Source organism: Thalassorhabdomicrobium marinisediminis, assembly GCF_003072065.1.
GTDB classification, from domain to species: Bacteria; Pseudomonadota; Alphaproteobacteria; order Rhodobacterales; family Rhodobacteraceae; genus Octadecabacter; species Octadecabacter marinisediminis.
This window is the reverse complement of record NZ_QCYG01000001.1, coordinates 110,833-124,636: the sequence shown is the minus strand read 5'-3', so window position 1 is coordinate 124,636 and position 13,804 is coordinate 110,833. Positions and strand designations below refer to the sequence as shown.

General features: G+C 63.8%; 13 protein-coding genes. 7 read left to right on the top strand and 6 right to left on the bottom strand.

All coding sequences use genetic code 11. From position 1 onward, the window contains the following. Positions 1-5: 5 nt before the first annotated feature. Together glnA and DC363_RS00600 are read left to right on the top strand one after the other, a co-directional pair. Complete coding sequence (gene glnA / locus DC363_RS00605) at positions 6-1,412, top strand: type I glutamate--ammonia ligase (RefSeq protein WP_108639190.1); 1,407 nt, start codon at positions 6-8, stop codon at positions 1,410-1,412. A gap of 152 nt (positions 1,413-1,564) precedes the next feature. Beyond that, positions 1,565-1,858: a hypothetical protein gene (locus DC363_RS00600; RefSeq protein WP_108639189.1), complete on the top strand. Its 294-nt coding sequence runs from the start codon at positions 1,565-1,567 to the stop codon at positions 1,856-1,858. An 18-nt stretch (positions 1,859-1,876) separates the two neighbouring features. Here the strand turns inward: DC363_RS00600 and DC363_RS00595 are convergent, their stop codons facing one another. Then, complete coding sequence (locus DC363_RS00595; protein ID WP_146180721.1) at positions 1,877-2,650, bottom strand: endonuclease/exonuclease/phosphatase family protein; 774 nt, start codon at positions 2,648-2,650, stop codon at positions 1,877-1,879. 196 nt (positions 2,651-2,846) lie between these two features. Between DC363_RS00595 and DC363_RS00585 the strand changes: the two genes are divergently transcribed. Further along, on the top strand, positions 2,847-4,055 hold the full coding sequence (locus tag DC363_RS00585) for a bifunctional alpha/beta hydrolase/OsmC family protein (protein ID WP_108639186.1): 1,209 nt from the start codon (positions 2,847-2,849) through the stop codon (positions 4,053-4,055). A gap of 144 nt (positions 4,056-4,199) precedes the next feature. Here DC363_RS00585 and DC363_RS00580 read toward each other — a convergent pair whose 3' ends face one another. Both DC363_RS00580 and DC363_RS00575 read right to left on the bottom strand, forming a co-directional pair. After that, positions 4,200-4,796: a biotin transporter BioY gene (locus DC363_RS00580; protein WP_108639185.1), complete on the bottom strand. Its 597-nt coding sequence runs from the start codon at positions 4,794-4,796 to the stop codon at positions 4,200-4,202. 85 nt (positions 4,797-4,881) lie between these two features. Further along, a complete protein-coding gene (locus DC363_RS00575) occupies positions 4,882-5,301 on the bottom strand; it encodes a DUF6314 family protein (protein WP_108639520.1) in 420 nt (139 codons plus the stop codon). Positions 5,302-5,430: 129 nt separating this feature from the next. Here DC363_RS00575 and purB point away from each other — a divergent pair, with 129 nt between their 5' ends. Beyond that, positions 5,431-6,741, top strand: a complete 1,311-nt coding sequence (gene purB, locus DC363_RS00570) for an adenylosuccinate lyase (RefSeq protein WP_108639184.1) — start codon at positions 5,431-5,433, stop codon at positions 6,739-6,741. A gap of 35 nt (positions 6,742-6,776) precedes the next feature. Here purB and DC363_RS00565 read toward each other — a convergent pair whose 3' ends face one another. Together DC363_RS00565 and DC363_RS00560 are read right to left on the bottom strand one after the other, a co-directional pair. Beyond that, on the bottom strand, positions 6,777-7,400 hold the full coding sequence (locus tag DC363_RS00565) for an acyl-homoserine-lactone synthase (RefSeq protein WP_108639183.1): 624 nt from the start codon (positions 7,398-7,400) through the stop codon (positions 6,777-6,779). A gap of 148 nt (positions 7,401-7,548) precedes the next feature. Then, positions 7,549-8,157 carry a helix-turn-helix transcriptional regulator gene (locus tag DC363_RS00560; protein ID WP_108639182.1) on the bottom strand — a complete coding sequence of 203 codons (609 nt, stop codon included), beginning with the start codon at positions 8,155-8,157 and terminating at the stop codon, positions 7,549-7,551. A 144-nt stretch (positions 8,158-8,301) separates the two neighbouring features. Here DC363_RS00560 and DC363_RS00555 point away from each other — a divergent pair, with 144 nt between their 5' ends. Both DC363_RS00555 and DC363_RS00550 read left to right on the top strand, forming a co-directional pair. Further along, on the top strand, positions 8,302-8,787 hold the full coding sequence (locus tag DC363_RS00555) for an autoinducer binding domain-containing protein (RefSeq protein ID WP_108639181.1): 486 nt from the start codon (positions 8,302-8,304) through the stop codon (positions 8,785-8,787). A 169-nt stretch (positions 8,788-8,956) separates the two neighbouring features. Then, positions 8,957-9,997, top strand: a complete 1,041-nt coding sequence (locus tag DC363_RS00550) for a FliG C-terminal domain-containing protein (protein WP_108639180.1) — start codon at positions 8,957-8,959, stop codon at positions 9,995-9,997. A gap of 2 nt (positions 9,998-9,999) precedes the next feature. On the opposite strand, the gene DC363_RS00545 is transcribed toward DC363_RS00550, so the two are convergent. Next, positions 10,000-10,692 (bottom strand): DUF1223 domain-containing protein, encoded by a 693-nt coding sequence (locus DC363_RS00545; protein ID WP_108639179.1) that lies wholly within the window; start codon positions 10,690-10,692, stop codon positions 10,000-10,002. Between the two features lie 266 nt (positions 10,693-10,958). Between DC363_RS00545 and acnA the strand changes: the two genes are divergently transcribed. Beyond that, complete coding sequence (gene acnA, locus DC363_RS00540; protein ID WP_108639178.1) at positions 10,959-13,733, top strand: aconitate hydratase AcnA; 2,775 nt, start codon at positions 10,959-10,961, stop codon at positions 13,731-13,733. Positions 13,734-13,804: the final 71 nt, after the last annotated feature.

The window sequence follows — 13,804 nt, the reverse complement described above, 5'->3', positions numbered from 1 at the left end:
CTGACATGGAAAACAAAGACATCGTCAAAATGATCAAGGACGAGGGTATCGAATTCGTCGATATCCGGTTCACCGATCCGCGCGGCAAGTTGCAGCACGTGACATTGGTGAGCGACGAAGTGGATGAGGATTTCCTCGAAGAGGGCTTCATGTTCGACGGCTCCTCCATCGCCGGTTGGAAGGCGATCAACGATTCCGACATGAAGCTGATGCCCGACGCGTCGAGCGCCTATGTCGATCCGTTCTATGCGGAAAAAACCCTGTGCATCCATTGCTCGGTCGTCGAGCCGGACACGGGCGAGAGCTATGACCGCGACCCCCGCGGCACCGCCGAACGCGCCGAGGCCTATCTGATTTCGACCGGAATCGGCGATGTCTCCTACTGGGGGCCCGAGGCCGAGTTCTTCCTGTTCGACGATGTGCGCTACAAGGTCGGCATCAACAAGGTCGCCTATGAGGTCGACGCCATCGATGCGAGCTGGAACACCGACACCGAATACGAGATGGGCAACACCGGCCACCGCCCCGGCGTCAAGGGCGGCTATTTCCCCGTGAACCCCATCGACGATGCTCAAGACATCCGCTCGGAAATGCTCTCAACCATGAAGCGGTTGGGCATGAAGGTCGACAAGCACCACCATGAGGTTGCGTCCTGCCAGCACGAGCTGGGGCTGATCTTCGGCACGCTGACCAAACAGGCCGACGAGCAGCAGAAGTTCAAATACATCGTGCACAATGTCGCACAGGCCTATGGCAAGTCGGCAACCTTCATGCCCAAGCCCATCGCTGGCGACAACGGCTCGGGCATGCACGTGAACATGTCGATCTGGAAGGACGGCAAGCCGTTGTTCGCAGGCGACAAATATGCCGATCTGAGCCAGGAAGCGCTCTATTTCATCGGCGGCGTCCTCAAGCATGCCAAGGCGCTCAACGCGATCACCAACCCCTCGACCAACAGCTACAAGCGGCTGATCCCGGGGTTCGAGGCGCCGGTGCTGCGGGCCTATTCCGCATCCAACCGCTCGGGCTGCGTGCGCATTCCATGGACCGAAAGCCCCAAGGCAAAGCGGGTAGAGGCACGTTTTCCCGATCCCACGGCGAACCCCTATCTGTGCTTTGCCGCCCTGCTCATGGCCGGACTTGACGGGATCAAGAACAAGATCGATCCGGGCCCGGCTTCGGACAAGGACCTCTACGACCTGCCGCCGGAAGAACTGGCCGACATCCCGACGGTCTGCGGCTCCCTGCGGGAGGCTTTGGAAGCGCTTGAGGCGGACATGGACTTCCTGCTGCAAGGCGACGTTTTCACCAAAGAGCAGTTGCAGGGCTACATCGATCTGAAGTGGGAAGAGGTCTACGAATACGAGCACACGCCCCATCCCGTTGAGTTCAAACTGTATTACAGCTGCTAACGCATATCAGACCACCACCAAAGGGCGCCCCCGTGGCGCCCTTTTCTATGCCCCCCACCGGGCGGAACACGTCCCATTCCTGCCATGAATACGGCACAAATTTTTCGCGCTGTTAACCTAACTTTGACGCCAATCGGGGCAAGGATCGCCCCATGACCCAGCACAACAAACCCGCGCCCGATCCGTCGCGCATGTCCCATACCTTCAGCTTCGGCGCCCACCGGATGGGCGACCGGCCCGCATCGGCCGTGGCGTCCGGCGCGTCATCGATGCCGGCCGCCTGGCAATCGCGCGAGGCGCCGAAGGCCCAGCCGTTTCCCGGTGCGGACAGCGTGCGCAGCCTGGGCGACATTGCACTCGACCCGCTGCGCTGGGTGCTGGCCGCGACCTGGCGCAAAGCCGTCTGCGCGGGGCTGCTGGGTGCGCTTGTTGTGATGCTGGCGTGACGCGTACGCCCAAACGCCTCAAGGAAACCGGATTTCCGCCGCCAGACCGTAGTGATCGGACCCCAGTTTTGGCCGCACCGACAGCCGCGCCGTCCCCCCGGTGGCCAGAATATGGTCGATTCCCAGCGGATAGCCCTTCAGGCTGAAGGTGCGCACCAGCGGCCCGACCCGCGTCGTGCCCGTCGCCGCTTCGACCCACGCCAGACTGCGCCCCGAGGCGACCATGTTGAAATCGCCCCCCACCACGGTCGGCCCGTCCGGCAAGGGCGCCATGTCAGCCACATATTCTTGCGCAAGCTCCTGTTGCGCCATCGGCCAGGGCCAGGGCAGATGCAGGGCGATCACCTGCAGCGGCTGGCCGTCGATCCGGGTTACCGCCCGCGCCACGCCGAACCGTTCGGAACAGCGCTCATCAGCCAGCGGTGTGCGCGACAGGATGACGACGCCGCCCACTTCGCTCTCGCCGCACAGCAGCTGATGGGGAAACGTGTCGCGCAAGGCGTCGAGCATGGGGCGGTTGGCGGGGCTCACCTCTTGCAGGGTCACCAGATCGGCGCCCGTTGCGCGGATATCCTCGGCCAGGGGGCCGCGGTCCGCAGGGCGATACAGCATGTTCTTTTGATACAGCACCAGATCGGCTGGCCCCTCGGGCAGCGGGCCGGTGCGCAGGATCCCCGCCCCGTGCCACAGCGCCACCACCACCACTGCAACAGCCAGAAGCCGCGCCCCGGTCCAGCGCCAGACCGCCAGCGCCACCAGCGCGGCGCCGGTCAGCACCACTGGCCGGAACACCGCCAGACTGTCGCCAAGGGATGCAGGTCCCCCGCGAAGGACGCCGCAAGAACCACCGCCGCGGCGACGACAAACCCGCGCCCGATCCAATACCCCATCGTCTCACCTTCCCGTGACGCTTCCGTCACATCCTTGCAACATGCCTTGCAGCCCATGACCCCGGCGTCCACCTTGGACAAAACAGCAAGGAAGTCGCATGCCCACCGAACGCTTTACCTTCCCCGGTCACGATGGCCAAGACCTTGACGCCCGCCTTGACCGCCCCGACGGACCGCATTTGGCGACGGCACTTTTCGCCCATTGTTTCACCTGCTCCAAGGACATCGCCGCCGCCCGCCGCATCGCCGCGCGTCTGGCCGCTTTGGGCATCGCTGTGCTGCGGTTCGACTTCACCGGGCTGGGCCATTCGGCGGGGGAATTCGAGAACACGACCTTCACCACCAACGTCGCCGACCTGAAAGCCGCCTGCGCGGCATTGGCCGCGCGCGACATGGCGCCCGCGCTGCTGATCGGCCATTCGCTGGGCGGCGCGGCCGTGCTCAAGGCTGCTCCTGACTTGAGCGGGATCAAAGGCGTCGTTACCATCGCCGCCCCCTTCGATCCGGCCCATGTCACCACGCAGTTCGACGACAGCCTGCCGGACATCCTGCGCGAAGGCGTGGCCGAAGTCTCGCTCGGGGGGCGGCCGTTCCGCATCTCGAAGGCCTTTCTGGACGACATCGCGCAGGGTGAGCTTGCCCCCGCGATCCGCGACCTCGGGGCCGCGCTTCTGGTGCTGCACGCGCCGGGCGATGCCTCGGTCTCTATCGACAATGCCTCGCAGATTTTTCTGGCTGCGAAACACCCCAAGAGTTTCGTGACCCTCGACGATGCCGACCACCTGCTGACCGCGGCAGACGATGCCGAATACGCCGCCGCCGTGATCGCCGCATGGGCCGGGAAATATATCGCCCTGCACCGCCCCGCACCGCCCGTGGGCGCGCCGGAAGGGGTGCTGCGGGTGTCTGAATCCGACCCCGACGGTTTCTTGCAGGACGTCCAGTCCGGCCCGCACCACATTCTTGCGGACGAACCCGAAGCCTATGGCGGCACCAATCAGGGGCTTACGCCTTACGGCTTGCTCTCGGCGGGTCTGGGGGCCTGCACCTCCATGACGATCCGCATGTATGCCCGCCGCAAGGGCTGGCCGCTCACCCATGTCAGCGTCGACGTGGTGCATGACAAGGTCCACGGACAGGACGCAAGCAGCAAGACCGAGGCGAAGATCGACAGCTTCAAACGCACCATCCACCTTGAGGGCGCGCTTGACGACGCTCAACGCCAGCGCCTGCGCGAGATTGCCGACCGCTGCCCTGTGCACCAGACCTTAGAGCGCACCAGCCACATCGAAACAAAGCTCGCCTGACCCCATCTTTGCTTGTCAAATATCCCCGCCGGAGGCGCAGGTCTAAGCACGCGATCCCGCCCGCGGCCCCATCCCCGACACCCAAGCAACAAAAAAGGCGCGGAGCCCTCGCCCCGCGCCTTTCAATTCGGTCTGCTGCCGCGGTCAGCCGCGGGCCTTGCCTACCAGCTTCCACACCATGGGCAGGATCAGTGCCGCCAGCGCCAGCTTGAGCGCGTCCCCGACGAGGAACGGCGTCAGGCCCCATGCCAGCGTCTGCGACCAGCTTTCGGCGAAACCGTTCAGCCACAAAAGGCCGGGCACGTAGATCAGCGCGTTGCCGATCAGCATCGCCAGCGCCATCAGCGCCACGTTGCGGTCCCAGCCGATCCGCGCCGCATGGCCCAGGGCGGCCGCCGCCAGCGCATAGCCCAGCAGGTAGCCGCCGGTGCCACCCATGAAGTAGGTCAGGCCAGCTTCTTCGCCGGCAAAAACGCTCGCCCCCATGGCGCCCAGCGCCAGATAGCCCAGAACCGTCACCAGACCCAGACGCGCGCCATAGGCCGCGCCGATCGTCAGCACGCCGAAGGTCGTCAACGTCACCGGAACCGGATTGCCCGGCAGGAAGAACTGCACCTTTGCGCAAAGCGCCAGCGCCGCGATGCCCAATGCCACCAGCGCGGCCTGTTTGATCCGCAAGGCCGAGCCTTCGGTGGGCCCGAAAATCTCCGCCAGCGCCGGTTTGTTCATCGTTGTCGCCATCTGTCAGGCTCCTTTGTTGCATGTCATTGCCCAAGTGATGCCCCAGCACCGGGCTTTCTGCAAGTGCGAAGCCGTGGCGGGCCGCCTATGGATCGGGTCGGAAGACGGTGCGCGACCGGTAGCTTTTGCGCGGGCCGGACACCTCCCACAGCAGGGACCATTCGGGCCAGCCGGTGAAGTCATAGCCGCCGCGATACACGTCCGCGCCGCACAGATGCGCGCTTGCGGCCCCCCCGAGGGAAGGATCGAACCGGTGAAACGGCGCGCCATCCGCGAAATCCACCGCAATCGCCTCCTCCTCCGGCCGCCACAGATAGCGCCGCTCGGCCATCACCTCTTGCCCCGTGGGCAGGGTCAGACGCCCCCTCTCGCGGTAGTGCGCGCCTGCGTTCTGCGCCACAATTTCGGCCACGCCTGTGAAGCGCGTGCGCCCGCCGGTGAGGTGATCCTCGATCTCGCGCGCGACCGCGTAGCGCCCGATGAAATCTGCCAATGTTCGTGTCACGCGACCCCCGTTCCGCCCGTCCGGCGGCAAAACCGCCCCTTGCGGCCTGCCCTCTCTCTTGTGACCGACCTGCGCGCAGCTTATGACGCGGGCATCTGCTTTTGAACCTCACGTAAAGGCCCGTTGCCCATGATCCCCCGTTATGCCCGCCCCGAAATGACCCAGATCTGGGAGCCCGCCACGAAATTCCGCATCTGGTACGAGATCGAGGCCCACGCCTGCGACGCCATGGCCGACCTTGGCGTGATCCCGCGCGAGAATGCCGAAGCGGTCTGGACGGCCAAGGATGTGGAGTTCGACGTCGCCCGCATCGACGAGATCGAGGCCGTCACCAAGCACGACGTAATCGCTTTCCTGACCCATCTGGCCGAACACGTCGGCGCGGATGAAGCGCGTTTTGTGCATCAGGGCATGACATCTTCGGATGTGCTCGACACCTGCCTGAACGTGCAACTGGTGCGCGCGGCCGATATCCTCATCGCGGATCTCGAAGCCCTGCTGGCGGCGCTGAAGAAACGGGCGATGGAGCACAAGATGACCGTGCGCGTGGGCCGCAGCCACGGAATCCACGCCGAACCCACGACCATGGGCCTGACTTTCGCGCGGTTCTATGCCGAGATGGACCGCAACCTTGCGCGGATGAAACAGGCCCGGGACGAGGTCTCGACGGGGGCGATTTCCGGCGCCGTGGGCACCTTCGCCAACATCGACCCGCGGGTCGAGGAACACGTCTGCGAAAAACTCGGTCTGCGCCCCGAGCCGATCAGCACGCAGGTGATCCCCCGCGACCGGCACGCGATGTTCTTCGCCACCCTGGGCGTCATCGCGTCGTCCATCGAGAACATCGCCACGGAAGTGCGCCACATGCAGCGCACCGAAGTGCTTGAGGGGGCGGAGTTCTTCTCCATGGGCCAGAAGGGTTCAAGCGCGATGCCGCACAAGAAAAACCCCGTGCTGACCGAAAACCTCACCGGGCTGGCACGGCTGGTGCGCATGACGGTGATTCCGGCGATGGAGAATGTCACACTCTGGCATGAGCGCGACATCTCGCATTCCTCGGTGGAGCGCGGCATCGGGCCCGATGCGACCGTGACGCTGGATTTCGCCTTGAACCGGCTCACCGGGGTGATCGACAAGATGCTGATTTTCCCCGACAATATGCTCGACAACATGAACAAGTTCCCCGGGCTGGTCATGTCCCAGCGGGTGCTTCTGGCGCTCACCCAAGCCGGCGTCAGCCGCGAGGATGCCTATGCCATGGTGCAGCGCAACGCCCTGAAGGTCTGGGAAGAGCGCACGGATTTCCAGCAAGAGCTGCTGAACGACGCGGAAGTAGTCGCCGCCCTGGGCGAAGATGCCATCCGCGAGAAGTTCGACCTCGGCTACCACACCAAACACGTGGACACGATCTTCGCCCGCGTGTTCGGCGCGGCGGATTGATCCGGCCCCTGCCCGGCCTTCGGGTCGGGCGGCGCTTACGCGGCGGCCTGCCCCTCGCGGGCCGTCGTCACCTTGTGTCGCGCAGCAATCGCCATGACCGCGTATTTGTGGCCATCCTCATCGTTGCGATAGGGTGCGCCCAGCAGTTCCGCGCCATAGCCCAACCGTTTGAGCGCCCGCAGCAGCCACAGGTTCGACAGGGAAATCAACGTGTTCGCCCCTTCGTCACGGGCCATTCCGATCAGCCCCTCGACGATGCTGTCAAGACACCGGGTGCGCATTCGCATGGATTTGACCTCGGGCGAGATCACCAGCCGCGTGCATTCCCAGACCTCCGGACTCTCGATCAGATCGGGGATCAGATCGCCGGGGATGCTCGACAGCTTGCCGGTCATCGCATCCTTGAGCATGTAGGTATGATCGCCCCACTGCGCCGCCGTGGACATCGCCCGCGCCCCGGCCAACACGCGGCCCCCGTCATCCAGAACCAGCGCGTAGCGCGCCATGGGGTTGTCGTATTGATCCATCTCGACCTCGGCATTGTGGGGGATTTGCCAGTTGAGCGTATCGACAAAGAAGTGTTTGCGCAGGGCGAGGTAGTCAAAGAAAGCAGCGCCGTGCTGGTGGGCATTCGACAAGTCGAAAGTGATGGTTTTCATTTGAACTCTCCTATTAGGCGAGTTCATTTAGGGACGGGTGAAATTAATTGTTAACCATGAATAATTGAAAGGCCCTTAATTCCCCCCTAGGCGGCAAAGAGGTCCCTCCCCCGGGATTTCTTAACGATTTGTTAAGGTTTTGCCGCTATCAAATCAGGTTAAATTCTTTGACCATGGCCGCCGCCTGCGCGGAGGTTTGCGCGTTGAGCTTTGTCTTGGCGTTCTTCAGACGCTGCTTCACGGCCCCCTCGGTCACGCCAAGCGCATGGGCGATCTGTTTCAGCCGCAGCCCGTCCATGACCATTTTCAGGGCTTCAAGCTCCGCCGCTGTCAAATTCGTCGGAGGTGCTTTCGCGCGGTGCAGCTTTTCCACATACCGGTACAGCGCGTCGATCTCGTCCTGCTCGAATTCCCGGTCGGCCCGGGCAAAATGGCCGAAGGACCGCTGGCCGCCGCGGTCCCCGTCAAAACAGGCGACCGCCGCCCCATAGCGCAGCCCGAAGGTCTGCGCCTGATCAAGCACGCGCATAGGGTCGTCCAACGTGATCTCGCTCCAGCGGATGGCACCGATATTGGCGTAATTCCAGCGGATCACAGGATCATGCAGCATGAACCGGTGCGTGGTGTAGTGCTCGACCCAAGCTGGGGGCAGTTCGTTCACCTCTTCCAGGGGAAAGGCGAAACCGACGCGCAAGGCAAGGTAATACCCTTTCGTCGCCAGCTCTGCGACATCGTCTGTAGAAACAAGCTCTCTCACCGCGGGGCACCCCGTCGGTCGATCAAAGTAGGTGTCGCTGTTATTTGGGAACAAGAACACCTTCCATCCGGCGACCGACTAAAGCATATAGCATACTGCGACCTGGCGCAGTCTGGCAACTGCAAAGCGAGTGGACCAATACCAATGCCTGAGCTCTCGAAGATTAAATCCCATTTGGAAACAATGGAGGCAATGTCGCCCTCGGGCTTCGCCATTGCGTTCCACATCCGCCTCACCTCTCCTGATTTTCTGTTCCAGACCTATCCGAAAGCCTGGACCGACACCTACTCCGAAAAAGGTTACGTCATGGTTGACCCCATCGTGCGCTGGGGCCTCAGCGAAACTGGCTCGAAGCGTTGGTCTTCCCTTAAACATTTAGACGACCACGATATTTTTGCCCAATCACAAGAGCATGAGATGGGCTTCGGCGTGGCCATTTCAACCGAAACCGATGGCAGCCGCAGCGTCGCGGGCTTCGCGCGCAATGACCGCGAATTCACCGATGAGGAAATCGAGGAACTGAGCCGCTGCGTCAAACATCTGCACGACCTGACCGCGTCAAAAACCGGGATGAGCGACGATCTGCGCGCGCGTCTGCATGACCTCTCGGTCAAAATGACGCACCAATAAGTCCCCCTAAGATACAACCTAAAGGTGCATACCCGCGCCGCTTGCCCGTTATTGGGCGCTGCGCGACCGCAGCTTTATCACCGTGGCGCGATTCGGGCGGCGCCCGTTAAGACTGCTTTCACCAAGCTGCGGTTAAACGGGGGCGACCAGATTCCAAGGATCGCCGCCCGTGACCGGACTTCCCACAACCGCCCCCCGTTCTTCCCTCTCGCGTTCGCGCAAGGCCGCGATGGTGGTGCAACTGCTGCTGCGCGATGGCGGGGACCTGCCGCTGAGCGACCTGCCCGAAGCGGCGCAGGCGCGCCTCACGCGGGAGCTGGGCGCGCTCAACCTGATCGACCGCGAAACGCTGCACAGCGTGGCCCGCGAATTTGCCACCGAACTGGCTGACGTCGCCCTCACCGCGCCGGGCAGCGTCGAGGCGGCGCTGAAATCGCTCGACGGGCGCATCTCGTCCAGCACCGTGGCGCGGCTGCGCGAAGAAGCGGCCGGCACCTCGGGGCGCGACCCCTGGGCCATCGTGATGGACCTTTCCGCCGAAGAGATGATCCCGATCACCGAAGGCGAAAGCCCCGAGGTTGCGGCGATCCTGCTGTCCAAACTGCCCACGGCGAAGGCGGCGGAATTGCTTGGCCTTGTCCCCGGTGAGGTCGCGCGCCGCATCGCCTATGCCATGTCGCGCACGACCACCATCCGCGCCGATGCCATCGCCCGGATCGGCACCGGTCTGGCGCAGCAATACTGCGGCGCGGCCCTGCCCGCCTTTGCCGAGACCGCCGAAAGCCGCATCGGGGCGATCCTCAACTCCAGCCCGGCTTCGACCAGGGATCAGGTGCTTGAAGGACTCATGGCCGAGGATCGCAGCTTTGGTGAGGGGGTGCGCAAGGCGATCTTCACCTTCGCCGACATTCCCGCGCGGCTGGCGGCGCTGGACGTGCCCAAGATCCTGCGCGACATCGATCAGGCCGATCTGGTGCGTGCGCTTGGCGCGGCGGCGGGCACGGACGGGCCGCTGGCTGCGGCCGCCGATCACCTGCTCGACAACATGTCCACCCGGATGGCTGACAACCTGCGTGAGGAGATGGGCGAAGTCGGTACGATCAAGCAGTCCGAAGCAGAGGCGGCCCAGACCGCCGTGGTCAGCGCGATCCGCGCTGCCGTCGATGCGGGCACGATCACCCTGATCGTCGAGGAAGACGAAGCCGCCTGACCCTAGGGCAGACGCGCCGCCGCAAGCACCGCTCCGGGCCCCCGCTCTTGCACGATCACCGCGACGGGGCCCTCGTCCGGACCGGGCACCGTCAAGTGCAGGTCGCGCGCGCCGCTCCAATGACCAACGCGGCGCCATTCGGTGACGATGTTGGCATAAACGATGGATTTTCCCGCGTTCTCGCCATGCTGGATATCCACCGTCCGTTGCGGCACGAACCGCACCACCTGCACGATTGCGCTTGCGTCGAAGGGCGCGGCGGCGGCGCCGGTGATCACCAGCCCGCCCTCGTCGCGGTGCAAGGCGATCTGCACCTCGGTCTTGCTGTCGCGATGTGCCTCAATCAGTTCCATCACATCCATCGGCTTGCTGCCGATCACGTGATCCTGCCCGCCGATCACCATCTGCGGGGTATAGATCGACCGGCTGCCCGCAACCTTGGCATAGGCCTGCTGCCGTCGGGTGAACGCCGGATCGGCAAAGGCGTCGGCCCAGCCGATGTAATCCCAGTAATCCACGTGCAGCGCCAGGGCCAGAACGTCGGGCCGGTCGGCCAGCTCAAGCAACATCTCGTCCGCGGGCGGGCAGCTTGAACAGCCTTGCGAGGTATAAAGCTCAACCACCACGGGCCCCTCGGCCACAACCGGGGTCGCGAAGGCCGCTAGGGTAAGGAGACTGGCAAGAAACTGGCGCATAAGATATCCTGTGGTTGCACCGTGCCTATCGCAGGGCGCCGGTGCGTGCCAATCAACCGTTTGCGAGGGGCCTGTTACATTCACCTTCTGTGGCCGCGGGACCGCATCGCGGCCCTTGCCCGCCCTTGCCCGGTCGCTGTCTGCCCGCCTTACGGGGGTCCGTGTGAAAACACCTCAAATACAGCGCATCGGCCCCTTGGCAGGAATTGTGTGCAATAGTATACCGCGACAGAATCACGTCCCATGCAGCAGCAGGAGAGACCGTCATGCCCATCACAGTTGGCCACGATACCGCGAAAACCCGCAAGACCCTGAAGGTGGGCGACCAGTCGCTTGCCTATTACTCCATCCCCGCCGCCGAGGCCGCCGGACTTGGCGATTTCTCGAAACTGCCCGCCGCGCTGAAGGTGGTGCTTGAGAACATGCTGCGGTTCGAGGACGGCAAGACCGTGACGACCGACGACATCAAGGCGTTCAGCGAATGGGCCACCAAAGGCGGCAAGAACCCGCGCGAGATCGCCTATCGCCCCGCCCGCGTGCTGATGCAGGATTTCACCGGCGTGCCTGCGGTGGTCGACCTTGCCGCCATGCGCGACGGCATCGTGGCCCTGGGCGGTGACGCGCAGCAGATCAACCCGCTCAACCCCGTGGATCTGGTCATCGACCACTCGGTGATGATCGACGAGTTCGGCAACCCGCGCGCGTTCCAGATGAACGTCGACCGCGAGTATGAGCGCAACATCGAACGCTATACTTTCCTCAAGTGGGGCCAGTCCGCGTTCAACAACTTCCGCGTGGTGCCACCGGGCACGGGCATCTGTCACCAGGTGAACCTTGAATACCTCGCCCAGACGGTCTGGACCGATGAGGATCAAAACGGTGAGACCGTGGCCTATCCAGACACGCTTGTGGGCACTGACAGCCACACCACCATGGTCAACGGCGCGGCCGTGCTGGGCTGGGGTGTCGGCGGGATCGAGGCCGAGGCCGCGATGCTGGGGCAGCCGATCTCGATGCTGATCCCCGAGGTGGTGGGCTTCGAGCTGACCGGTGAGATGCTGGAAGGCACCACCGGCACCGACCTTGTGCTGCGCGTGGTGGAAATGCTGCGCGAGCACGGCGTGGTCGGCAAGTTCGTGGAGTTCTACGGCTCGGGCCTCGACAATCTGCCGCTGGCAGACCGGGCGACCATCGCCAACATGGCCCCCGAATACGGCGCCACCTGCGGCTTCTTCCCGATCGACGACGAAACCCTGCGCTACCTGACCAACACCGGCCGCGACCAGGATCGGATCGCGCTGGTCGAAGCCTATGCCAAGGAAAACGGCTTCTGGCGCGGTGCGGATTACGCGCCGGTCTATTCCTCGACGCTTAGCCTGGACATGGGCACCGTTGTGCCTGCGATTTCCGGCCCGAAGCGGCCGCAGGATCACATCGCCCTGAATGTGGCCCACACGGAATTTGCCAAATACGTCAAGGGCATCCGCGAAGGACGTGATGCCACCGAGACGGCCGAGATCCGCTGGGAAGGCGAAGGCGGCCAGCCCGAGCCGCGCGAAATCCCCGGCGACGAAGGCCACCACCAGCGCGGCTATGTGCTGACCGATGACGGGCACTACCAGCTGCACGACGGGTCCATCGTCATCGCCTCGATCACCTCCTGCACCAACACCTCGAACCCTTACGTGATGATCGGTGCGGGCCTTGTGGCACGCAAAGCGCGGGAACTGGGCCTGAACCGCAAGCCTTGGGTGAAAACCTCGCTCGCGCCCGGCAGCCAAGTGGTGTCGCATTATCTTGAGGCCGCAGGCCTGCAAGAGGATCTCGACGCCATCGGCTTCAACCTCGTGGGCTATGGCTGCACCACCTGCATCGGCAACTCCGGCCCGCTGGAGCCCGCGATCAGCAAGGCGATCAACGACTATGACCTGATCGGCACCTCGGTTCTGTCCGGTAACCGCAACTTCGAAGGCCGGATTTCGCCGGACGTGCGCGCCAACTACCTCGCCTCGCCCCCGCTTGTGGTGGCGTACGCGCTGGTCGGCGACATGAACCACGATCTGGTGAACAGCCCGCTGGGACAGGACAAGAACGGCAAGGACGTCTACCTCAAGGACATCTGGCCCACGTCGGCCGAGATCGCCGAACTGGTGGAAAAGACCGTCACCCGAGAAGCCTTCCAGGAAAAGTACGCCGACGTCTTCAAAGGCGACGAGAAGTGGCAGGCGGTCGAGACGACCGACGCGGAGACCTACGACTGGCCCGCGCAATCGACCTACATCCAGAACCCGCCCTACTTCCAGGGCATGTCCAAGGACCCCGGCACGATCTCGAACATCGAAGGCGCCAAGGTGCTGGCGGTGCTGGGTGACATGATCACCACCGACCACATCTCCCCCGCCGGGTCCTTCAAGGAAACGACGCCCGCAGGCCAGTATCTGATCGACCGTCAGGTGCCCGTGCGCGAGTTCAACTCCTACGGGTCGCGTCGCGGCAACCACGAAGTGATGATGCGCGGCACCTTCGCCAACATCCGCATCAAGAACGAGATGCTGGATGGCGTTGAAGGCGGCTACACCAAGGGGCCGGACGGCGAACAGACTTCGATCTTCGAGGCCGCCATGGCCTACCAAGATCAAGGCACCCCGCTGGTGATCTTCGGCGGTGAGCAATATGGCGCAGGGTCGTCGCGCGACTGGGCGGCCAAGGGCACGAACCTGCTGGGCGTCAAGGCCGTGATCGCTGAAAGCTTCGAGCGTATCCACCGCTCGAACCTCGTCGGCATGGGCGTGATCCCCTTCGAGTTCACCGGCGGCGACACGCGCAAGACGCTGGGCCTGACCGGGGATGAGACGGTGTCGATCAGCGGGCTGGACACGATCAAGCCGCTGCAGGAGGTGCCGTGCGAGATCACCATGGCGGACGGCACGGTGAAGACCATCACGCTCAAGTGCCGCATCGATACCGCGATCGAAATCGAATACATCGAACATGGCGGCGTTCTGCACTACGTGCTGCGCAACCTTGCGAAGTCTGCCTGATCGGTCAGGTGAACGCGATAAGTGGTTGAAACCGCGCGGTCCCATGGGCCGCGCGGTTTTCTTTTGGAGTT

What these genes read in the sequence shown, in the direction of transcription:
- DC363_RS00580 (WP_108639185.1), bottom strand. Translation starts at nt 4,796, where the DNA reads ATGGCGACAACGATGAACAAACCGGCGCTGGCGGAGATTTTCGGGCCC.
- DC363_RS00585 (WP_108639186.1), top strand. Translation starts at nt 2,847, where the DNA reads ATGCCCACCGAACGCTTTACCTTCCCCGGTCACGATGGCCAAGACCTT.
- DC363_RS00555 (WP_108639181.1), top strand. Translation starts at nt 8,302, where the DNA reads ATGCCTGAGCTCTCGAAGATTAAATCCCATTTGGAAACAATGGAGGCA.
- DC363_RS00600 (WP_108639189.1), top strand. Translation starts at nt 1,565, where the DNA reads ATGACCCAGCACAACAAACCCGCGCCCGATCCGTCGCGCATGTCCCAT.
- acnA (WP_108639178.1), top strand. Translation starts at nt 10,959, where the DNA reads ATGCCCATCACAGTTGGCCACGATACCGCGAAAACCCGCAAGACCCTG.
- purB (WP_108639184.1), top strand. Translation starts at nt 5,431, where the DNA reads ATGATCCCCCGTTATGCCCGCCCCGAAATGACCCAGATCTGGGAGCCC.
- DC363_RS00565 (WP_108639183.1), bottom strand. Translation starts at nt 7,400, where the DNA reads ATGAAAACCATCACTTTCGACTTGTCGAATGCCCACCAGCACGGCGCT.
- DC363_RS00545 (WP_108639179.1), bottom strand. Translation starts at nt 10,692, where the DNA reads ATGCGCCAGTTTCTTGCCAGTCTCCTTACCCTAGCGGCCTTCGCGACC.
- glnA (WP_108639190.1), top strand. Translation starts at nt 6, where the DNA reads ATGGAAAACAAAGACATCGTCAAAATGATCAAGGACGAGGGTATCGAA.